Origin of the sequence: Streptomyces sp. NPDC048441, assembly GCF_043200235.1 — a bacterium.
Classification (GTDB): domain Bacteria; phylum Actinomycetota; class Actinomycetes; order Streptomycetales; family Streptomycetaceae; genus Streptomyces.
Genome location: NZ_JBICXM010000008.1, coordinates 36,048 through 60,161, shown reverse-complemented (window position 1 = coordinate 60,161; position 24,114 = coordinate 36,048). Strand labels below are relative to the sequence as shown.

5 protein-coding genes are annotated in these 24,114 nt (G+C 71.9%); 4 read left to right on the top strand and 1 reads right to left on the bottom strand.

Annotated elements, in window-relative coordinates; translation table 11 throughout:
• Positions 1 to 2 precede the first annotated feature (2 nt).
• Genes ACGFSB_RS20960 through ACGFSB_RS20945 form a run of 4 tightly spaced genes read left to right on the top strand, consistent with a single transcriptional unit; the run spans position 3 to position 22,971 of the window.
• Positions 3 to 20,174 carry an SDR family NAD(P)-dependent oxidoreductase gene (locus tag ACGFSB_RS20960; protein WP_393401283.1) on the top strand — a complete coding sequence of 6,724 codons (20,172 nt, stop codon included), beginning with the start codon at positions 3 to 5 and terminating at the stop codon, positions 20,172 to 20,174.
• The gene (locus ACGFSB_RS20955) at positions 20,171 to 21,442 is read left to right on the top strand and encodes a hydroxymethylglutaryl-CoA synthase family protein (protein WP_393401281.1); all 1,272 of its coding nucleotides are present in this window, start codon (positions 20,171 to 20,173) and stop codon (positions 21,440 to 21,442) included. Before ACGFSB_RS20960 ends, ACGFSB_RS20955 begins: the two co-directional genes overlap by 4 nt.
• A gap of 10 nt (positions 21,443 to 21,452) precedes the next feature.
• Positions 21,453 to 21,722, top strand: coding sequence for a phosphopantetheine-binding protein (locus ACGFSB_RS20950; protein ID WP_393401279.1), 270 nt, complete (start codon positions 21,453 to 21,455; stop codon positions 21,720 to 21,722).
• A complete protein-coding gene (locus ACGFSB_RS20945) occupies positions 21,715 to 22,971 on the top strand; it encodes a beta-ketoacyl synthase N-terminal-like domain-containing protein (RefSeq protein WP_393401277.1) in 1,257 nt (418 codons plus the stop codon). Before ACGFSB_RS20950 ends, ACGFSB_RS20945 begins: the two co-directional genes overlap by 8 nt.
• A 107-nt stretch (positions 22,972 to 23,078) precedes the next feature.
• Here the strand turns inward: ACGFSB_RS20945 and ACGFSB_RS20940 are convergent, their stop codons facing one another.
• Positions 23,079 to 23,792 (bottom strand): Crp/Fnr family transcriptional regulator, encoded by a 714-nt coding sequence (locus tag ACGFSB_RS20940; RefSeq protein ID WP_393401274.1) that lies wholly within the window; start codon positions 23,790 to 23,792, stop codon positions 23,079 to 23,081.
• Positions 23,793 to 24,114: the final 322 nt, after the last annotated feature.

Here is a 24,114-nt window from a genome sequence, read left to right as displayed (position 1 = left end):
CCATGTCCGACCAGAGCATCGAGTGTGCGCTCACCATCAGCCACGCCGACTTCATCATGAGCAACCACCGGGTGCACGGGGTCTCCGTCCTGCCCGGCGCCGCCTTCTTCGACATCGTGTACCGGATCCTCGCGGCCCGTGGAATCCCCACGGAACGGGCCGAGTTGCGGGATGTGCTGTTCGCCGAGCCGATCGCCACCGCGGAGGGCATCGACCGCGAGGTGCGGATCCTTGTCGCCGAACCGGTGGACGGAGTACGGCACATCACCGCCCGCAGCCGTCCCGCCTGGCCGAAGGCGGCCGGGGGAGCCGACGGAGCCGACGGGGCGCCGCCCGAAGACGCGGCCTGGCGCGACAACTTCAGCGCGCGGCTGCGCTTCACCGACGAGCCGCTGCCCCCGCGCCTCGACGTGTCGGCAGTGAAGTCCGCCGCCACCCGCGTGCGTGACATGGAGGACGTCTACCGGCAGGCGCGGGACGAGCACATTCACCACGGCACCCCGATGAAGTGCTTCGGCACCCTTCATCAGGGTGAAGGATTCCTCCTGGCGGAGCTCGACCTGGCCGATGAGGTCCGGCCGATGGAGCGGGAGTTCCACATGCATCCGGGCAAGGTCGACGCCGCGACGCTGGTGGCGTTCGCCCAGGCCGCGCCGCCGGGGGAGCCGTTCATTCCGATGTACGTCGACTCCGTGCGCATCCCGCGCCCGATGCGGGGGCCCGCTCACGTCCACATGGCACGTGTCGAGACGCTGTCCGACTCCGGTGAGGTGCAGCGCAACGACTGCGTCGTCTATGACGCCGACGGCGAGTTCGTCGCGTCGTTCTCCGGCTTCACCTGCAAGCGGCTGCGGGCCGCGGGTCTTGTGACGCGGCTGGTCGGTCAGGTGTCCGCCGACAGCGCCGACAGCGCCGACAGTGTGGCCAGCGCGGACGGCGCAGACGCGGAGCCCGTCCCCGCCTCCGGCCGACGCCCCGATGACATGGCCCGCCTCGTCCGCGCCGTACAGGCGTTGGTGGCCGAGCAGTTGGGCCGGGAGCCGGGACGGGTCGCCACCGACGTCGGCTTCTACGACCTGGGCCTGGAGTCGGTCGCGATGCTCCACATCAGCGAGGTGCTGGAGAGACTGCTGGGGCGCAGGCTCTATCCGACGCTGCTCTTCGAGTACGAGACGGTGGACGCTCTCGCCGCACATCTGGCGGAAAGTGGCGCGGTACCCACCCTGGACGCCGTCACCGACACGGACGCCGTCACGGCCACGGCCACGGACACCGTCACGTCCGCCGCCGAACGCCCCGCACTGCAACTGCGTCGCTACCGCCGGGTCTGGCAGCACGAACCGTTGTCCGCCGCGCAGGCGTCCGCCGCGCCGGGCGAGGTCACCTTGCTGCTCGGCGGCGGCCCGGGACCGTTCGCCGATGCGCTGCGCCGCCGCGTCGAGAATTCGGGCGGCCGGTTCGTCCAGGTCTCCGAGGCCCCGGCCGGCCGCGACGACGTTGCCCGGCTCCTGTCCGGCGTGAGCGCTCCGGACGAGCGGCTCGGACACATCGTCATGGTGGCGCAGGGTTCCCCGCAGCCGCCCGAAGACCTCGGCGCGGGCTGCCTCTCGGTGTGGGCGCTGCTGGCGGCCGCCTCCGACACCGTCGGTCGGGGACGGCGCGTGCAGGTGTCGTATGTGCACGAAGCCACCGCGACGGGCCCCCTGCCCCAGCAGGGAGCGATCGGCGGCCTGCTTCGCACCGTCGGCGCGGAGACGCCAGGGCTGCGCTGCCGGGCCATCGAGGCCGAGGAGGGCACGGATGCCGGGACCCTCGCGGGTTTCGTGCTCGCCGAGGCCCGCGCCGACGGCGACGACGCCGAGGTGCGGCTCGTCGCGGGGCGTCGTGAGGTACCTCGGCACGTGCGATGCCCCGTCGCGACCGAGCGGCCCGATCCACTGTGCACGGGAGGCCGTTACCTGATCACCGGTGGCGGGGGCGGACTCGGCCTGCTGATCGCCGACCATCTGGCGCGGACGTACGGGGCCCGGCTCGTTCTCACGGGCCGCCGTACGGCCGATGCCGCACTCGAGGCCCGGTTGGAGGTCCTGCGGCAGGCGGGCGCCGACGTCGTCTACCTGGCCGCGGACCTCGCACGCCCCGGCGAGGCACGCCGGGTGGTGGCCACCGCCGATGAACGCTACGGCGGCCTGGACGGGGTACTCCACGGCGCCGGGGTGATCGAGGACGCGCTGTTCTTCCGCAAGCGCCCCGCGGAACTGGCCGCGGTGCTGGCCCCCAAAGTGACCGGGACAGTGCTCCTCGACGAGGCCTGCTCCGGCGAACCCCTCGCGTTCTTCGCCCTGTTCTCCTCGCTCGCCGGGGACCTGCCGAGTCCGGGCCAGTGCGACTACGCGTATGCCAACTCCTTCCTCGACCACTACGCCGAACACCGGGCGCGGCGTGCGGACCGCCCCGGGGCGAGCCTGTCGATCGGCTGGCCCTACTGGGCCGATGGCGGTATGCACCCGCCCGGCGACGCGGCGGAGCGGGCCCGCCCCGACTGCGGACGCTGGCCCATGCCGAGTGCTGTCGGACTCGACGCGCTCGGCCAGTGTCTGTCGGGCCCCGAGGGCAGGACCCTCGTCATCTACGGCGAACCCGACGCGTTCGAGGCGGTCATGCCCCTGGCGAGGACCGTGCACGGCGCCCCCGCCGACACCCCGGACGCGGCCCCGGCCACGCGCCCGGCCGACGCCTCCGAGGACGTGGCGATCGTCGGCATGGCAGGCCGCTATCCGCAGGCGCCCGACCTCGCGGCCTTCTGGTCCAACCTCGTACAGGGCAAAGACTGTGTCACCGAGGTGCCCGCGGAGCGCTGGCGGCACGACGACATCTACGACCCGCGTCCCGGCGTCCCCGGACGCACCTACGGGCGCTGGGGTGGATTCCTCGACCACCACGACCACTTCGACGCGCCGTTCTTCGGCATATCCCGCAGGGAAGCCGAGCGCATGGATCCGCAGGAGCGGCTCTTCCTCACGACCTGCTGGCAGGCCCTGGAGAACGCGGGACACCCGGCGCTCGGCCGCACGGCGCGCAGCGTCGGTGTCTTCGCCGGTGTCATGTCGCACCACTACCAGCTCGTCGAGGGCGCCGAGGACGCGGTGGCACCGCTTGCCATGCACGCGTCCGTCGCGAACCGGGTCTCCTTCGCCCTGAACCTCACCGGGCCGAGCATCGCCATCGACACGGCCTGCTCATCGGCTCTGACCGCACTGCAGCTGGCGGTCGCTTCGCTGCGCCGCGGCGAGTGCGCCATGGCCCTCGTGGGCGGCGTCAACGTCATGACGCACCCGCAGAAGTATCTGCAGATGGCCCAGGGCAAGTGGCTTTCGACCGACGGCCGGTGCCGCAGCTTCGGCAGTGACGGCAGCGGATACGTACCCGGCGAGGGCGTGGGCGCGCTGGTGCTCAAGTCCCTGGACAGCGCGCGGGCGGACGGGGACCACGTCTACGCGGTGATCAAGGGAGCCGCTCTCAACCACAGCGGTCGCACCAGCGGATTCACCGTGCCGAGCCCCACCGGGCAGGCCGAGCTGATCCGCGGCGCCCTGCGCACCGCGGGGGTGTCCCCGCACCAGATCGGTTACGTGGAGGCGCACGGCACCGGCACCGAACTCGGCGACCCCATCGAGGTGGAAGGGCTGCGGCAGGCCTTCGACCAGGACGGGGGTGAGACGGACGGCTGGGCCATCGGATCGGTCAAGTCCGTCATCGGTCACCTGGAGAGCGCGGCAGGGGTCGCCGCCGTCACCAAGGCGGTCCTGCAGCTCGCCCACCGCCGCATGGTTCCCTCCCTGCACGCCGAGGTGCTCAACCCGCACATCGACTTCGCGGCCGCCCGCGTCACGGTGCAGCGCGAGGGCGCGCCGTGGCCGGAGCCGAAGAGCGGTGGGCTGCGGCACGCGGCCGTCAGCTCCTTCGGGGCGGGCGGAGCCAACGCGCATGTGATCATCGCCGAGCCGGACAAGCCCACGGGAGCTCCGCAGGACGATGGCCAAGGGCCAGACGGTGCGCAAGAGCCAGACGGTGCGCAAGAGCCGGGCGGCGCACACCTGTTCACCCTTTCAGCCCGCGACGACGCTGCCCTGCGGCGCTACGCCCAGAGTTTGCGCGACTACCTCACCAGGCCGCCGGGGCCCGACCCGCTGACCGGCCGCCCGCACGGTCCCTCCTGGCTGCGCGACCTCACGCACACGATGCGCGTCGGTCGCACCCCCATGCCGGTGCGTCTCGCGACCGTCGCCCGGGAGACCGGTGACGTCGTGCGGTGTCTCGACCGCTATCTCGACGGCCTGCCGCCAGGGCCGGACGACGCGCGCGGCACGCCGTCCGCCGAGGTGCGGCGGCCCGCGCCGGACGCCGACCCGGGACGGCTGCTCGCCGCGGACCGGATGTACGAGGCCGCCGTCGCGTGGTGCGCGGGCGCTGAGACGGACTGGTCCCATGGCCCGGGTCCGCACGGCCGTGGCGCCCGCCGCATCCCGGTCCCGGGCTACCCGTTCCTGGAACAGCCCTACTGGCTGGGGGGCTGGCACGGGCGTACGACGGACACGGACACATCGCACCTCGCGGCACCACAGCTCACTCCCGCGACGGAGGTATCGGCCGCCGCTCCCGTACCTGCGGAGCCCGTACCCGCAGATCCCGTATCACCCGCACCGGCCGCGACCGGGTCCGGCGGCGCGCCGCGCGAGGACGTCCTGGCCGCCGTCCGCGAGGCGCTCGGTGACCAGCTCTACCTGGCTCCCGAGGAAGTGGATCTGCAACTGAGCTTCGGGGACATGGGAGTTGACTCGCTCGCCGCTCAACGCCTGCGGGCGTACCTGAACGAGCGCTTCGGCGTGGACCTGGACTCCGTGGCCGTCTACGACCATCCGACCGTGCCGCGCCTCGCGGCGCACGTGGCCGAGTTGGCCGCCCTGTCCGGCGCCACGGCGAAGGCCGCCGCCGTACCGGAACCCGCCGTACCGGAACCCGCCGTACCGGAGTGGCGCGCCCCACTCCCCGACCCGCTCCCCGCCCCACTCCCTCCGCCCCCCGCCGCCGCACTCGACCCGGCGCCCGCCCCGCAGCGGCCGCATGACGGTCGGGACGAGGACATCGCCGTCATCGGCATGGCGGCGCGGTATCCGGGAGCCGCGGACACCACGGAGCTCTGGGCCGACCTCGCGAGCGGCCGGTGCCGGATCGCCGAGGTTCCGCCGCGGCGATGGGACGTCGGCTCCGTCTTCGCGCCCGCGCCCGCTCAGCCCGGACGCACCTACAGCAGGTGGGCCGCGATGCTGGACGGCGTCGACGAGTTCGACGCCGGATTCTTCGCGATCTCTCCGCTGGAAGCCGACCTGATGGACCCTCAGCACCGGCTCTTCCTCATGGAGGCGTGGAAAGCCCTGGAGGACGCCGGGTACGCCACGGGCCCCGGCCCGGCCACGTCGTGCGGAGTGTTCGTCGGCTGCGAGGCACGCGACTACGGGCAGTTGCTGCACGAAGCGGGCCAATTCGACTCCATCCACGGTGCGTTGGGCTGCATCCCGTCGATCCTGGCCAGCCGCATCGCGTACTTCCTGAACCTCACAGGCCCGACCCTCGCCGTGGACACCGCATGTTCCTCGTCGCTGGTCGCCGTGCACCTCGCGGCCCAGAGCATCCGTCAGGGGGAGTGCGAGACGGCCATCGCCGGCGGGGTCTCGCTGATGCTGACACCGCAGATGCTGGTGCGCACCAGCCAGGTCGGCATGTTGTCGCCCAGCGGCACCTGCGCCCCCTTCGACGTCTCGGCGGACGGCACCGTCCTGGGCGAGGGCGTAGGCGTCGTGGTGCTCAAGAGCCTGGCGCGCGCCCAGGCCGACGGCGATCACATCCACGGTGTCATCCGCGCGTCGGGCATCAACAACGACGGCAGGACCAACGGCATCACCGCGCCGAGCGCCACGTCCCAGGCCGCGCTGATGACGCGGGTCCACCGGGCGGCAGGCATCCGCCCCGAGGACATCGGCTTCGTGGAGGCGCACGGCACGGCGACACCACTCGGTGACCCCATCGAGGTGAAGGCCCTGCACGACGTCTTCCGCGCGGACACGTCACGCCCCCCGCTGCCGGGGATCTGCGGGATCGGATCGCTGAAGGGCAACGTGGGGCACACCACGATGGCCGCCGGAGTGGGCGGCCTGATCAAGGCGCTGCTCTCCCTCCGGCACCGGCAGTTGCCGCCGACCCCCGGCTATCGTGCGCCCAACCCGGAGATCGACCTGACCGACAGCCCGCTGCGGGTCATCACCGAACTGGAGGACTGGGCACCCGGATCCCGGGGCGAGCGGATCGCCGTGACAAGCAGCTTCGGCTTCAGCGGCACGAACTGCCATGTCGTGCTCGCCGAGGCGCCCGCGCCCGCCGTCCCTGCCAGGCCCGACACCCCCGTGGCCGTCCCCGTGTCGGCGGCGGGCCCGCGGCAGCTCACCGAGAGCCTGACCCGCATCGCGGACGCCCTCACCGGCGTGGAGTGCCTGTCCGACGTCGCGTACACGCTGGGCGCCGGGCGCCGCCATCTCCCCGTACGGGCCGTGGTAGTGGCCCGTGGCGTCGACGACCTGCGCGGCAAACTGCGCGCGCTGGCCCGCGGCGAGACGCCCCCCGGCACCTACCGCGGGCCCGTGGACGGCGACTTCGCGGACGCGCGTCCCGTGACCGCCACGCCGGGCGGCCCGGCCCCGGTGACACTGGCCGACTGGCAGCGTCTTGCCGAGGCGTACGTCGACGGAGCGGACCCGGACTGGGCTGCGCTGCCGCGCGGTCGGCGCGTCCCGCTGCCCGGCCACGCCTTCGCCCGCGAGCGCCACTGGGTGACCGCGGAGCCCGGCCCGGCCGTCTCCGAGCCGCCCGGCACCTCCGCCGCCCACGCGGCCACGGTCGTACGCGAACTCCTGCCGGACAGCTGGCTCGTGGCCCACCACCAGGTAGCAGGGACCCCCGTGCTTCCCGGCGTCGCCTGCCTCCAGATGGCGGCGGAGGCCGCCGCGGGCCGCGGGCGTGCGCTGCCGCTGCGGATCGCCTCGATACGCTGGCTGCGCCCCCTCGAAGTGACGGAGCCCCGGCAGGCGGCACTCCTCATCGGCGAGCCGGAACCGGTGTCGGGCGACCAGTCCTTCGAGTTGACCGACGACGGTGACCTCCACGCCACCGGAACCCTGAGGAGCGCGCCGGACCGCCCGCGGCCGCTCGACCTCGAAGAGATCGGCCGACGCTGCACGCACACGCGTGACGCCGACGCCGTCTACCGCGCCTACGCCGATGGCGGCATCACGTACGGCCCCGCGTACCGGCTTCTCGAGCAGGTGCGGTTCGGAGCCGACGAGGCGCTGGCACGGATCGCCGCGCCCGGCACGGCAGGGGCGCACCACGGCCCGCACCACGACCCGCACCCCGCGGTGCTCGACGCGGCACTCCAGGCGGCGTCCGTCCTCACGGCAGGGCAGGACGCGGAAGGCCCCCTGGTCCCGTTCGCGCTCGACAGCTTCGACCTGTGGAGCGTGCCCCAGAACGTCTCGTACGCCCATGTGGTCCGCGAAGGCGAGGGCCGCTACCGCATCCGCGTGACCGACGCCGGAGGGCGGGTCCACGCGGAGTTCTGTGGCCTCGTGGTGCGCCGCGCCGCCGACCCGCTCCAGGGCATGGTGCACGTCCCCGCGTGGCGCCGCGGCGAACCGCCGCGGGAGCGTGCCGCATACGGCGGTACCGGCCGCGTCGCCGTGCTGCACACTCCGGCGGGCGGCGCCCTTGCCAGGGCCCTCGTCGACCGGTGCGGGCAGCGGGCGTGGGCGATGCCGCTGGAATCCGCCCTGGACCGAGCGGACGAGCTCCGTGAAACGGACGAGATCCATGTGCTCGCCGCCGTGGCGGACGCCGAGCGGCCGCCCGAGGACGACGACACCCTGCTGAGGGTGTTCCGGCTGATCAAGCGGCTCATCGCGGACGGCGCCGACCAGCGGCCCCGCACGCTGGTCTGCGTCACGGACCGTGCGGTGCCCGCGGTCGAAGGCGACCGGGTCCTGCCGCACACGGCGGGACTGATCGGCCTTGTCCGCAGTGTGGCGGCCGAGTTCCGCCGGTGGCGGGTGACCTGTGTCGACATCGGCGCGGACGACTGGGCCGATGCCGGGGCCACGGCCGGACGGCTGCTGGCCGAGGACGGCTCCGCGCGGCTCGTCGCGCTGCGCGGCGGCGTACGTCTGCTGCCGACCGTGCACGCCCGCACGCTGCCGCCGCCCGAGCGGGCCCCGCTGCGGAACGGCGGAACCTATCTGCTGGTCGGCGGAGCAGGCGGGATCGGGTTCGAACTGAGCAAACACCTGGCGGCCACATACGGGGCCCGCATCGCCTGGGTCGGCCGCCGCCCCGCCGATGACGCGATCGCCGCCCGGACGGCGGAAGTGACCCGACTCGGCGGCCAGGCGCACTACTTCCAGGCCGATGTCGCCGACGAGGCCGCCCTGCGCGGTGCCGTCGCGGACGTACGGCGCCGCGTCGGCCGGATCGACGGGGCCTTCCACAGCGCCCTGGAGCTGCGCGACCGCACCATCACGCAGCTGACGGAGGAGGACTTCACCGCCGCCCTCGCCCCGAAGGTCACCGGAGCCGCGGTGCTGGGCAGGGCCCTGTGCGAAGAGCCGCTGGACTTCCTGATGTTCTTCTCGTCCGCCGCGTCGTTCATCGACAACCCTGGGCAGGCCAACTACGCAGCTGCCGGGACCTTCGAGGACGCGTACGCACGCCATCTCGACGCGCTGGTCGACACGCCCGTATCGGTGCTCAACTGGGGGTATTGGGGGACGACCGGGGCAGCGTCCACACCCGAGGACCGCGCGCGGTTCGCCGCGGCGGGAGTGGGCACCATCGAACCCCGACAGGGCATGGCGGCCGTGGCACGCGCGCTGGCCGGGGACGAGCGGCAGCTGCTCGTCGTCAAGGCACAGCCGCACTGGCTCGACCTGTTGCGCGGTGCACCCGTCGAGCCCACGCCGCCGGTACCCGGACCTTCGCACACCGAGGCTCCTCTCGGCCGACGGGTGCTGGAGTATCTCCGCCAGGTCTTCGCCGAGGTGCTGCGACTCGACGAGGCCCGGATCTCCGCGCGCTCCACCTTCGACAACTTCGGGGTGGACTCACTCGTCGGCATCTCGATCCTGGCCCGTCTCGAACACGACCTCGGTGACCTGCCGTCCACGCTGCTCTTCGAGTACCAGACGCTGCGGCAGCTGGCGGAATACCTGGTGAAGGACCGTCCGGAGCGCCTCGGAAGCGTGCTGGGGGAACCCGAAACGGACCAGGACCCAGCCCTCCTGGAAGCGGTGCCCACCCCCGCCACCGCACACGCACTCCCCGAGACGCCCACCACATCACCGCTCACGGAACCCATCGCCATCATCGGCGTCAGCGGACGCTTCCCGGGCGCCCGTGACCTGAGTGCCTACTGGGAGCAGATCTCCCGCGGAGCCGGCGGCATCACCGAGATACCCGAGGACCGCTGGGACTGGCGCCCGTACTTCGACAGCCGTCGAGGGCGCCCCGACCGCACGTACTGCCGCTGGGGCGGATTCCTCGACGGCGTCGCCGACTTCGATCCGGGGTTCTTCGGGATCCTGCCCCGGGACGCGCGCGCCATGGACCCGCAGGAGCGCTTGTTCCTGGAGACCTGCTGGAATCTCCTGGAGGAGTCGGGCCACCTCGGCGAGCACACCAGGCGCACCCGTACCGGGGTGTTCGTCGGGATGATGTACGGCACCTACGGAGAGCTGGGCGCCACGGCGTGGGCGCAGGGGCGGCTCAGCGGTGTAGCGCACGCGCCCTACTGGTCGGTGGCCAACCGCGTCTCGCACTTCTTCGACTTCCAGGGCCCGAGTTTCGCCGTGGACTCCGCCTGCTCGTCCTCGCTCACCGCCGTCCACCTCGCCTGTGAGAGTCTGCGCCGCGGCGAGTGCGAGGCTGCCGTCGCGGGCGGGGTCAGCCTGATTCTGCACCCTTCGCACCACGTGTCGCTCTCCGCGATGAACATGCTGTCGAGCGACGGCGCGTGCAAGGTCTTCGACGCCCGCGCCGACGGCTACGTGCCCGGCGAGGGAGTGGGCGCGGTCCTGCTCAAGCCGCTGTCCCGGGCCGTCGCCGACGGGGACGAGATCTGGGGCGTCGTCCGGGGCAGCTCGGTCAACGCCGGTGGCAGGACCAGCGGGTACACCGTGCCCAACCCCAACGCCCAGGCGGATCTGGTGGCCGATGTGCTGCGCAGGGCCGGGGTCGACGCGGCGTCGATCGGCGCCATCGAGGCACACGGGACCGGGACAGCGCTCGGCGACCCCATCGAAGTGGCCGGTCTCGCCCGGGTGTTCGGGGGCACCGGCACACCGGAGAGCTGCGCGATCAGCTCGGTCAAGGCGAACATCGGGCACCTGGAGGCGGCGGCGGGCATCGCGGGCCTGACCAAGCTGCTGCTCCAGCTCAAGCACGGCATGATCGCACCGTGCGCGGGGCTCGACGAGATCAACCCGAAGATAGATTTCACCGGCACCCCGTTCTACACGCCCCGCGTCCTGACGCCGTGGCCCCGCCGGGGAGACGGCGGTCCGCCCCGCAGGGCCGGACTCAGCTCCTTCGGCGCAGGCGGTGCCAATGCTCACCTCGTCATCGAGGAGTACCTCGGACAGGACGCCGAGCGGCCGGAGGATGACGACCCGGGTACGGGTGAGGACCAGCTCTTCCTGCTCAGCGCGCGCGGCCCCGAGCAACTGCGGGCGCACGCCGCCGCGGTGAGCGCCGACCTCGCCGATGCCACGCAGGACCGGCGGGCGCGGACAACCCTGCGCGGGCTGGCTGCCACCAGCCAGCTGGGCCGGCCGGAACTCTCGGAACGGCTCGCGGTGACGGCGCGGAGCATCTCCGAACTCGCGGATCAGCTGGGGGAGTTCGGTCGCGGAGCGGACCCGTCCGGCGGCCGGACGGTGGCGGGGCGGGCCGAGGACGGGCTGCCGGGACAGGACCTGTTCGCGGACGGCGAGGGCGCCGATTTCGTTTCCGGTCTGGTCGCGCGGCGGCGCCTCGCCGACCTCGCGCGGCTGTGGGTGAGCGGCGCACGCGTCGATTGGCGCCCGCTGTGGCCGGGGCGTCCGCCCCGCGGTGCGGCTTTCCCGACGCAGCCCTTCCGGCGCTCCCGCTACTGGGCCGATGTACCGTCCGGCTCCACCGGTGCGGAGCGGAACAGCGCGCCGTCGCGGTCCGTGGAACGAGTCCTCGACCCGGCGGCGAGCTACCTCACAGAGCACGTCGTCGCCGGTACGGGACGGGTACCGGGGGCGGTGCTGCTCGAGCTGCTGCGCGCGGCGGCGGCCGACGCTGTCGGGGGCGACGACCCCGTGCAGTTGGAGGACATCGCCTGGGTGAGCCCGCTGGAGGGCCGGGCGGGGCGGTGTGCCGTGCGCGTCGTGGTGGAACACGACGGTGCCAACGATCTGCGCTGCAGCGTGATCGACCCCGAGGACCGGGGCACGGTGTACGCCCGAGCGCGTGTCACCGTACCCACGCGGGCATCGCGGGCATCGCGGCCGACGGGGCTGCTTGACCTTGACGGGAGTCGCAGGCGTTGTGACCGGCGGACCGAACCGGACGACCTCTATGAGGAGTTGTCGCGGGGAGGCCTGGAGTACGGAGAGCGGCTCCGCGTCCTTGAGGAGGTGTGCTGGGGAGCGGGGGAGTGCGTGGCCACGCTGCGCGCCGAGTCCGGCCCCCGGGCCGCGGAAGCAGGTCACGAAGGTGCGGGGTGGACGCCGGAGCTCGTCGACGGCGCCTTGCAGACCCTGGCCGTTCTGGGGGACGGCTCGGCCTACCTGCCGGTGGGGATCGCCCGCGTGACGAGCCGCGGTCCGCTGTCCGGCGCCTGTGTGGTGCACGCTCGTGAGACGGGCGACGTCACCGACGCCGCCGATGGGACCGGCGGGACCGGCGGGACCGCGTCGGCCGCCGGAAAGCGTCGTGCCGTACGCCGGTTCGACGTGACCCTGACGGACAGCACGGGCACCGCGCTGCTTGAGCTGGCCGGTGTCACGCTCGCCCGTGCGGCCATGGCGCCGGGCGCCGCCGTGCGGCCGGACATCGGTACGCCGCGGTCCGGGGTCCGGTACCTGCGGCCGCACTGGCGGCAGGCACCGCTGCCCGAACCGGGGCCGTGGGCCGGGCGCGTCCTGGTGGCCGGCGCGGAGTGTGACGTCCTGGACGCATGTGTCCTGCGGTTGACCGACCTCGGCGCGGAGTGCGTACGGGCGGTGCCGGGTGCCGTCGGCGCACGGCTGTCGGACGGCACGTTCACCTACGCCAACCGGGCGGACGTCGAACGGCTGCTCACCGAGGCGGGCCCGGCGCCCGACGCGATCCTGCACTACGCGGGTGACGCCCTCCTCGACCCGGCAGGACCGGACGCCGGGCTCGATGCCCGCATCGACGCGGGGTTCCACCAGTTGTTCGCACCGGCCACGGCGCTTCTCGCGGGCCGTGGCCGCACCCGGCTGGTGGTGGTCTCGGGATACACGGCACCGGAAGGCGTGGCGCAGCCCCACTTCGAGGGCCTGTCGGGAACGCTGAAGACGCTCGCCCTCGAGCACAGCGGGTGCTCCGCCACTCAGGTGGCCATGGAGCCCGATGAGCCCCGGCAGCTCGCCACGCGCCTGGTCGACGAGGTGCTGCTCAGGGCCGCCGGAGAGAGCGATGACACCGACGTCGCCTACCGCCGGGGGCGGCGGCTGCGCCGTGAACTCGCTGATTTCGCCCAGGAATCGGAACCGGAAGCGGCCACGGAACCGGCCACGGAAGCGGACCGCCGGTGGCGGGACGGCGGGACGTATCTGATCACGGGCGGGGCAGGGGCGCTCGGACTGCACTTCGCCGGGCACATCGCCCGGCGGCGGAACACGACGGTCGTCCTGGTGGGCCGCTCGGAGCTGGACGCCGCACGTGCCGACCGCATCGTGGAACTGGGGCGCCGAGGTGACGGCAAGGTCGAGTACCGCAGGGCCGACCTGACGGACGCGGGCTCGGTGCGTGCACTCGTCGCCGAGATCCGGGCGCAGCACGGTCCGCTGCGCGGCGTCATCCACGCGGCCGGGGTGGTGCGCGATGCCCGCGCGGTCAACAAGTCGCGCGAGCAGCTGGCGGAGGTGATCGACCCGAAGGTACGTGGGGCGATCCACCTCGACGTGGCCACCCAGGACGAACCCCTGGACTTCTTCGTCCTGTTCTCGTCGACCAGCGCCGACATGGGGAATCTCGGCCAGGCGGACTACGCGTACGCGAACGGATTCCTGAACGCGTACGCGCGACAGCGGAGGGAGTGGGGCCGACCCGGCCGTTCCCTGTCCATCGCCTGGCCGTTGTGGCGGGAAGGCGGAATGAGCGTGGACGAGGCGACGCTGGAGCTGTTCGCCCGTCGCTGGGGCCTTGTCCCGTTGGAGACCGAAGCGGGGCTGCGCGCCTTCGACCAGGCGCTGGCGGGCGAGGAGAGCGTGGTCGCCGTCCTTCAGGGCCCACCGGTCGCCGACCCGCCGGGCACGCCGTCGGATCGGCGCCCGGACGCGCCGGTGGAGCCTCCTGCCGTTCAGGACGCGGCACAACAGGTGGACGACGATGCCGAGTTGGGCCAGGAAGTGGAGCAGGGGCTGCGGGAGCTCGCCTGTGACTTCCTCCTGGTGCCCGCGGCGGAGATCGACCCTGGCGTGGAGCTGATGGACTTGGGCTTCGACTCGGTCTCGCTGACCCATCTGGTGAACCAGATCAACGAACGTTATGGACTCGACCTGCTGCCCACCGTCCTCTTCGAGATGCCCACGCTCACCGCCCTCGCCGAGTATCTGGCGGTGGAGCACACGGAGTCGATGTCGAGGCACCATGTGCGGGAGCGGCCGCGGCACGGGCAGGCGCGGCCCCAAGGAAACTCGGAGCCCCAGGACCGGGGAGAGCAGCGCCACGAGCCGCACCCGGCAGACGAGCCGCGCCCTGCCGAAGAGCCGCGCCCGGCCGGTTCGCCCGCCACGCCCCCCGTGGAGGTCGCCGTGGTGGGGATGGCGGGCCTGCTGCCCGGCTCGGCGGACCTCGAGGAGTTCTGGCGTCACCTGACCGCCGGTGACGACTTGGTGGGGCCGGTGCCCGAGGACCGGGAGGATCTGCTGGCCGAACCCCGTACCCGGGGGCTGCGGGGCGGATTCCTGCGGGGGGTCGGTGAGTTCGACGCCCGGCGGTTCGGTATCTCGCCGCGCGAGGCCGCCCTCATGGATCCCCAGCAGCGCCTGTTCCTACAGGTGGTCCACAGCGCGCTGGAAGACGCCGGGCACCGGCCGAGCAGCCTGGCCGGTTCCGACACGGGGCTGTTCGTCGGGGTGTCCGCGCTCGACTACGACGAACTCCTCACCCGCCACGGAGTGGAGGTCGAGGGCCACACCGCGACCGGCATCTCGCACGCGGTACTCGCCAACCGCGTCTCGCACCTGCTTGACCTGCGCGGGCCGAGCGAGGCGGTGGACACCGCTTGTTCCAGCGCTCTGGTCGCGATGCACCGGGCCGTGCACTCCATCCAGCGGGGGGAATGCGGGGCCGCCATCGTCGGTGCCGCGAGCCTCACGCTGGCCCCCGGGCTCTTCATCGCCTTCAGCGAGTCCGGAATGCTCAGCCCCGACGGACGCTGCAAGACCTTCGACAAGGACGCCGACGGGTACGTACGTGGCGAGGCGGTCGGCGCGCTCCTGCTCAAGCCGCTGTCCCGGGCGGTCTCCGACGGCGACCACGTCTACGCCGTGATCCGCGGCAGCGCCGTGGGGCACACCGGCCGCACCGCGTCCCTGACGGCTCCCAACCCCCGGGCCCAGTCCGACGTCCTGGTACGTGCGTACCGGGAAGCGGGCTTCGATCCGGCCACGGTCGGCTACCTGGAGGCACACGGCACCGGAACCGGTCTCGGTGACCCCATCGAACTGGACGGAATCCGCAAGGCGTTCACACAACTCCACGCGGACCGGGGTGCGCCGCTCCCGTCGGAGCCGCAGCTCCTGATCGGCTCCGTCAAGACGAACATGGGTCACGCGGAGGCGGCGGCGGGCATGGCCGGTGTCCTGAAGGTCCTGCTCGCGCTGCACCACGGCGAGCTGCCCGCCACGCTGCACTTCCGGGAGCCCCATCCCCATCTGCGGCTCGACGGCACGCCGTTCGTGATCGCGGACCGGCTCCGCTCCTGGGAGCCGGTGCCTGTCGCGGACGCCGGGGGAGGCGCGGCTCTGGTACGCCGGGCGGGCGTGAGCTCGTTCGGATTCGGCGGGACCAACGCTCATCTGGTGCTGGAGGCCACAGTGAAGCCCGAGCCGGAGGCGGAGCCCGCGCGGACCGGCACCGCGAGCGCCGGCCCCTGGCCGCTGATTCTGTCCGCTCCCGACGGCGAGCGGCTCGCCACCTACGCGGCGCGGCTCGCGGACTTCCTCGACCAACACCCTGAAGTGGGCGCCGACGAGGTCGCCCACACGCTCCAGGTGGGACGGGAACCGCTCGCCGAACGGGCGGCCACGATGGTCGGCGGACGGGGCGAAGCGCTACGGGCGCTGCGGACCCTGGCCGACGGCGGCTCGGCGGAGACCGGGAGCCGCGGTCTTGTCCGAGGGCGCGCCCGACGGGGCGCGGGCGTCTGCGCGGACAGCGACCCCGAAGCGGCGGTCCGTGCCTGGGTGGAAGGCGCGGAGGTGGACTGGCAGGCCCTGCGGTCCGGACGCCCGACCCGTCGTGTCCCCCTGCCGACGGCCGAATACGCCACGAGCCGCCACTGGTTCAGCGCCCCCGTGTCTCCCACACCCCCTACCCCCACGCCACCCACACCCCTCACACCCCCCACTCCCATACCGCAAGGGCCGACCCCGGCGACCGGCCCGCCCGCTTCTCCCATCCTTGACCGGACCGAGCCGGAGGCAGCGATGTCCACGTCCGATACGCACCCGTCAGCGGTGTCCATGCCCCAGGTACGGCTGGCCCCGCTCCGCCCCACCGCCCCGAACCCGCAGGCCGGCACGCCCGCGGCCCCCGCGGCCCCCGCGATCCCCGAGACTCCGGTGGCCCCGGTGGCTTCTGGTCCCACCGCGGCGCCCCCGAGCGGTCTCCCCGACGAGGTGGACGACGTGGTGGACGTCGTCCGCACCCATGTATCCGGCGTCCTGGGGATGCCGCCCGAACAGCTCACCCCGGACGCCGACTTCACCGACCTGGGCCTGGACTCCGTCTTCCGCCTGGAACTCGTACGGCTGCTCAACGACACGTACGGTCTCGATCTGAAGGCCGCGGATCTGTACACGGCCCAGACCATCGACGAACTGGCCCTCCAGACCGCCGCGGTGCTGCGCGGACGTGCCGACCGGCCCCACGACGAGGCGACCGAGCCCGTACCACCCACCGCACCTGCCACCACAACTCCCCTTGCCCCTCCCACCGCGACACCCTCCGCGGCCCTCTCCCAGTTCCTCGCCGCGACGCTGGGACGGCCGCTCGACGAGGAGCTCCGTTTCGTCGACAACGCGATGACGTCGTTCGACATGCTCCGTGTCGTCAGCGCACTGGAAGGGCACTTCGGAGCGCTGCGCAAGACGCTCCTCTTCGACCTGCCCACCCTCCCCGAACTCACGGAACACCTGGTGGCAGCCCATGGCTCCGACGCGGTGCGCTCACTCACGGCACCGGACTCCGACGCGCCAGGCACGCAGCCCGCGGTCGGCACGGAGCAGCAGGGCGCGGAACCCGACGGGGCACTGGTGATCGCGCGGTCCGCGCTCGACGGCTCCGAGGAACTCGCCGAGCACGTGGCCCGGATCACGGAGCGGCACGGCAGGGAGACGGGTCTCGCAGGACGGGACATCGCACCGCTCATCTTCCTTGGACGCTCTCGCGAGGGCTACTTCACCTTCTCGCGGCGCGACGACGCCCTGTTCGCCTGGAGCTACACGGGCACCGACACCTACTTCACGGAACTCGTCGCCGACTGGCTGGCCTACGCGTCCCGGAACGGACTCAAGGCCAACTTCCTCTCCCTCGAACCGCTCACCGAGGTCGCGGGGACGCCGATGTACGCGACCCTCTTCGGCGCGGTGCAACGCCTGGAGAAGCTCTCGGAGTTCACGCTCAAGGGCGGCCGGATGAGCCGTCTGCGCTACATGGTGCAGCGCTTCGGCCGCGAAAGCGACGTACGCGTCGAGGAGTACCTTTCGGGCTCCGATCCCGCCGTGGACGCGGACATCGCCCAGCTCATCGACCTCTGGTCCGGCACCAAGCAGATGGTGAACCCGTACGTGCGGCGGGTGCGCACGGAGGTCGGCGAAGGCCGTCTCGCGTCCCGCCACCGGACCTTCCTGACCTACCTCGACGGGCAGTTGAGCTGCGCCGTGATCATCACCCGCATCCCCTCCGAGTCCGGCTATCTGCTGGACGTCGAGTTCTACCGCGAGGACCTGCCACCGGGCGGTATCGAGCACGCGATCATGCACATCATCGACGTACTGGTACGGGAGAAAGTCGAACTGCTCAGCTTCGGCGGCAGCTTCGGCGGCAGTTCCGATGACGGGGCCGACACGTCCCCGAACCAGGCCCCCGACGTCGCGCAGGCGCTGCGTGAGCTGAACTCGGTGGGCATCTTCACCAGCAGCAACTACCAGTTCAAGAACAAGTTCCGGCCCACCAATATCCCGCTTTACCTGTGCCAGCCGGCCGTGGGCCCCCGCTCCACGGCCCCGGAGCTGATCATGATGTTCGCCGACCCGGACGTGACGGACGGTGCGCCGCGGACCGACGCCGGGCCCGCCGCGCCGCCGCGCGAGCGGCCACCGCGTCCGGCCCCGCCCTCGGACGCGCCCTCGGATGCGGCGGCGCGGGACCGCCGTTCCCTGCTCGCCGCACACGGCTACAACCCGGCCCTGTTCCCGCACGCCGCCACGGAGACCGACCTCCTCACCGACTCCTGGGCCGAACGTGAGGATCCGTACATCGCCGAGAGCGTGGCCGGGCTGAGCGCGCGAGCCGCGTCGGATCTCGTACGACCGTCCTGGCTGCCGTTCGACGAGGTCTTCCTCACCGGGTCGGGGCGGGGCGCGGAGGCGAGGCTCTGCCGGGCCTGGCCGGGGCGCCGGGGAGCCGTCCTGCACAACGGCCTCTTCCCCACCCTGCTCTTCAACCTCGCGGAACACGGATTCGCCCCGCAGGCCGTACCCGTCGAGGCCTCCGGCCCCGACGGCACCGGCTGGGCCGATGTCACCCCGCGCGCACTGGACGCGGCGGTGGGCAGGCTCGGCGAGGACCCGGCCTTCATCGCCCTGGAGCTGGGATGCAACGCCTCGGGCGGGCGGCCGATGTCGCCGGAGGGCCTGCGCGCCGTCCGCACGTGGGCCGATGGCCGGGGGCTGCGCATCCTCCTCGACGCCACGCGGGTCGCGGAGAACGCCTGGGCGGTCGTCGAGCGGTCGGGGAGGCCGGATGGCGAGGTCTTCGATGTCGTACGCGAACTGCTCACGCAGGCGGACGCGGTGACGATGAGCCTGTCCAAGGACTTCCTCGTTCCCTACGGCGGGCTCGTGGCGACCGGGCGGGGGGAACTCGCCGACCACCTGGCCCGGCAGGCCGAGTCCCACGGCACCGAACTGCATCTGACGGGGCGCCGGGCCGTCGCCCGCGCGGTGACGGAGACGGACGCGGTGGCGCGCGCGACCCGGCGGCGCAGGGCCGCGGTGCGTGCCCTGTGGGCGCCGTTGCACGCGGCGGGACTTCCGGTGCTGCCCGCCGAATCCGGGCACTGTGTGCTCCTCGACACCGGGCAGCTGCCGGAACTCTCCGCGCTGGAGCACTCGATGGCGAGCTGCCTGGCCTGGATCTACGAGCACACGGGAATCCGCGCGGGGGTGCATCTGGCGACTGCCGCCGCGGATGCGGCGGACGCGGCGACCGCGGCGGACACGGACGGGCAGCGGCTCGGACGGTGCATCAGGTTCGCCGTGCCCGTCGGGATGCCCGAGCAGGACGCGGCCGCCGCTGGTGACCGCCTGGCCGAACTGCTGCGGAACGGGCCCGCCCCGACGCCCCTCGTCGGGGTCGAAGGACCCGTGGGCGCGTCCGGCTCGCCCGCCCGCGCCCGCTACTACCCGGTGGACCAGGTGCCGCACGAGCTCCGCGAACGAGTGCGACACGACGACGGCGCGGGACCACCGCCGGACGAGAACGGACGGATCATGCACGAGCGGGTGCCGGGGGCACGCCGGGTCCTGCTGCCCGCACCCGGTGGGACCGTGGAGGCGTACGACCTCGGTACGGGGCCCTCGGTGGTACTCCTGCACCCCTTCAACATGGGAACGGGAGTCTTCGCCGACCAGTTCGCGGCCCTCACCGACCGCTACCGGGTCATCGTGGTGCATCACCCCGGGGTCGGCGCGACGACGGCTGCGGACGACCTGAGCGTGCCCGGGATCTGCGACCAACTCCTGACGGCACTACGTGAGTTGGGTGCCGATGAGCCCTTCCACTTGGTGGGCGCCTCGTTCGGCAGCCTGCTGGCGCAGCAGTTCGCGCTGCGCCACCCCGATGTGACGGCATCTCTGACGGTCCTCGGCGGCTCCTACAAATACGCGAACCGGGTCGGCGGCCTGAGCACCCTGGACCGGGTGGTCGCGGAGGACTTCGACCATGTCCTGGACGGCGCGCCCGAGGCGGACGCGGCACGCCTGCGCCGTGACCGGGAGCGGCTGTGCCGGACGCTGCTGCGCAGCGAGAGCATGGACCCGCTGGTGGGACTGCGCTACCTCGACCTGTTCGACGCCGCGCCCGACCTGCTGGCCGAGCTGCCGGGCATCACGGTGCCGACGCTGATCGTCCGGGGCAGCCAGGACTCCGTCATCTCCCTCAAGACGTCCCACGTCATGCACGGCCTGATCCCCGAAGCGCGGTACATCGAGCTCCCGGGTGCCGGACACTTCCCCTCGGTCACGCACGCCGCCGAGGTGAACTCCGTCCTCGGGGAGTTCCTCGACGGGCGTACGGGAACCGCACCCCCCGAGACCTCGGAGCGCGACGTCACCGGAGGTGCCCGGTGAACGGCACCGTCACCCACGACACGGGGCCCGCCGCGGGGACCGGGCGCTTCGGCATCGAGGCCCTCGACGTCTACGGCGGCGTGGCCTGCGTATCGGCCCAGGAGGTGTGTACGGGACGCGACCTCGATCCGGGACGCTTCGGCAACTTGATGATGACGCGGCGTTCGGTCGGGCTGCCCTTCGAGGACCCGGTCACCAACGCGGTCAACGCGGCACGGCCGCTGCTCGACCGGCTCGGCTGCGCCGATCGCGTCGGCACCCTCATCACCTGCACCGAGTCAGGCCTCGACTACAGCAAGTCCGTGGCCTCGTACGTCCACGACGCGCTGGGCCTCGGGCGCAACTGCCGTCTGCTCGAGGCGAAGCAGGCTTGCTACTCGGCGACCGGAGCCCTTCAGCTCGCCGCCGGGTACATCGCCTCCGGTGTCGACCCGGGTGCCAAGGTGCTCATCATCGCCACCGACGTCTCACTCGCCGACGCCGAGGCCGGATACGCCGAACCCGCCACCGGCAACGGGGCCGTGGCCCTGCTCGTCGGGGACGACCCCCGCGTCCTCACGCTGGACCCGGGAGCCTTCGGCACGTACGGCTTCGAGGTCCTTGACACGGCACGTCCCGCACCCGATGTGGAGATCGCCGACGTCGACCAGTCGCTGCTCGCCTATCTCGACTGCTTCAAGAACAGCTTCGCCCACTACCAGAGCCGCGTGGCGGGCGCCGACTTCGTGTCGACGTTCGACCATCTGGCCATGCACACCCCGTTCGCGGGGATGGCCAAGGCGGGGCACCGCAAGCTGATGAGGGAGCTCGCCGGGGCGCGGCCGCAGGCGATCGAGGCCGACTTCGAGCGGCGGCTCGCACCCTCACTGGTCTATCCGAGCCAGGTCGGCAACCTCTTCGCCGGCTCTCTCTACCTGTCGCTCGCCTCGCTGATCGACACGGTGCGGCCGGGCGAGCCACTGCGCGTCGGACTGTTCTCGTACGGCTCGGGCTGTGCCTCGGAGTTCTACAGCGGCGTGATCGATGCTTCGTCCGCCGCCGAGGTGGCCGCCTCCGGAATCGCCGACTCCCTCGCGGCCAGGGCCGAGGTGGACTTCGCCGCGTACGACGCGCTGGTGACCGAGAACGCCGGCTGCCTGCTGCCGGTGCGGAACCGGAAGGTGGACCTCGGCCGTCACACGGCACTGCTCGAACAGGCAGCGCCGCGCCGCCCCCTCCTCGCCCTGACCGCTGTGGAGGATTTTCATCGCAGATACGAGTGGATCTAGGAGAGCTCCGATGGCGACACACGGCATGGCCGCACCCGATGGGGACGACGGCATCCTCGAAATCCTGCGCCGGTGCGTGGTGCGGGTGGTCCCGGAGATCGAGGACGAGGAAGTGACCGGGGAGCGCACGATGGCAGAGCTCGGCTGCAACAGTATCGACCGCGCCGAGATCCTGACCATGGCGATGAGCGAGCTCGACGTCACCGTGCCCGTCTCGCAGTTCAAGGAGGGCAGCGCCCTGGCGACCGTGGCGGCCACACTGCGCCGGCACCATGACTGACCCGCCGGCCTGGCTGGAGATCAGCGGGATCGGTGTCGTCGGTGCCGCGGGTCGGCACGTCGGTGAGCTGACGGACGCGCTGCGTACAGGACGCACCGCCATCGCGGAGACCGGCGCACCGGCCCCTGCCTACGGGGCGTGCCTGGCCGACGTCGACCTGAGCGAGCGACTGGCGTGGCTCAAGGAGCGCGGTCTGCCGCACGACCTGGCGCGGCGGGCGACGAAGCTGGCCGCCAGGTCGCCGCTGCCCGTGCGCGCCGCGGTCTGCGCCGCGCTCGAGGCATGGCTCGACGCGGATCTGATCCGCGCTCCCCATCCGCCGGACCGGGTGGGCCTCGTGGTCGCGGGCCACAACCTGACGGGCCATCACGCGGACGAGTTGCGCCCCGCCTTCGAGCGGAATCCGGCCCACCTCTCGCCGCGCTTCGCACTGCACTGTCAGGACACCGATCACGTCGGCACACTCAGCGCTCTCCTCGGGCTGCGAGGGGAGGGCTTTACGGTCGGCGGAGCCTCGGCGAGCGGCGCGCTCGGCATCATCATGGCGGCGCGGCAGATCCAGTGCGGGGCCGTCGACGCGTGCCTGGTGGTGGGCGCTCTCACCCGGCTCACCGGGATGGAGGCCGGCGGTCTTGTCAACATCGGTGCGCTGGCGGGACGGGACGGGGGCGCCCCTGGGGCGCCGTTCGACGTGCGCCACCGGGGCTTCGTGCCGGGTGAGGCCGCGGCGGCGCTGTTCCTGGAACCCGTGGCACGGGCACACAGCCGTACGCCGCACGCCCTGTTGGCTGGATTTGCCACCCGCTTGGACGGCAACGCGCTCGCTGACCCGTCGCAGGAGGGGGAGGCCGCCGTGATGCGCGGGGCCCTCGACGCTGCCGGGATCACACCGGAGCACGTCGGGTACCTCAATGCCCACGGCACCGCATCGCCGCGTGGCGATGCCACTGAACTCGCCGCCGTCCGCGAGGTGTTCGGCCCCGCGGTCGGCGCGTTGCGGATCAACTCGACCAAAGCGGTCACCGGTCACTGTCTGGCGGCCGCCGGGGTGGTGGAGGCGGTGGCCACGGCCGTGCAGCTGAGGCGGGGGTTCCTGCATCACGTGCCGGGACTCGAACGGCCCGTCGACGAGGGGCTGAGGTTCGTCCGGGGCGGCGCCGAGCAGCGGCGCGTTCGCTTCGCCCTGTCCAACAGCTTCGGATTCGGGGGAATCAACGCGAGCCTGTTACTGGCCGCGGCGCGTCGTTGATCGAGCTCCGGTGGCGACCGGGCTCCGGTACATGTGAATCGCCAGTGGGAGCGCTCCGAAGTCGGAGCGCTCCCACTGGCGATTCGCGGCCGGTCCTGCGGCGGGGATCAGGAGATCGTGTCGAAATACGAGCAGAGCCTGGATTCGTCGATGACGAAGGAGGCGCCGGGGAGCGAGCTGATGAGGCCGTGCCGACGGAATTTCTTGAGGAAGTAACCAATGCGTGAGCGTGTGGTGCCCACGATCTCGGAGAGTTCCTGCTGGGTGATCTGCTGGTGGATCACGCGATGGCACCCATGGCCGATTCCCAGCCGCCGGGACAGTTGCATGAGGGTGGCTGCGAGGCGCTGCTCGCTGTTGGTCGTGACCAGCTGGGTGATGCGTTCCTTCTGTTCCGTGAGGCGGCGGGTGAAGTACCGAAGGGCTTCCTCGTGGGCCGTATTCGCGGTCAGGATCTGCAGGAAAGCACTTAAAGGGATCTGGAGCAGTCGCGTCGGTTCCATGGCCACGGCGGTGGAATCCCGTACCGGGTCGACCAAGCAACTTTCCCCGATGATATCCTCGGCGCAGTTTATTTCCAGTAAGCAGGTCTTTCCGCATCGGGTGAGGGATGTGACCTTCACCCAGCCGTCGCATATGAGGTAGACGTTTTCGTCCCGCTGGCCGAGAGTGTATACGTATTCTCGTTTTGAGAGCCTTATGGTCTGACATCGGCTCCCGCGGAGTTCTGCTGCTTCTTTGAGTAGCTCGCGAAACCCGGCGGGTGGTTCTTCGTGCTTCAGCCGGGAGCTCGTGGGGGGAGCGAGTACTGGTGCAAGCATTAATCGACCGCGTCCTCTCTGGTGGACCCCATGCCCCGCCTCCTGGGGGTTCTGTGGGGAAGTGGCGATCTCAGGCCTGGCGCTCGGTCTCCAGCTACTGGTGATTACGCTTGCATATGCACCCCCCCCTTTGTATATTCTTTAACATTCCTTTGGGTCGATTTGGTGTCCACCTCCTGGGGTTTGGTGCGTGTAGGGTGAATCTGGCATCAGGTTAGATCGATGGCTTGATTCGAGGGTACTCAATAGTGAGCAATCGCCACCCAGTCGGTGTGTATGGTTCCAGCCATGTTGCGACCTTGTCGTGTTGCTCACGATTGAG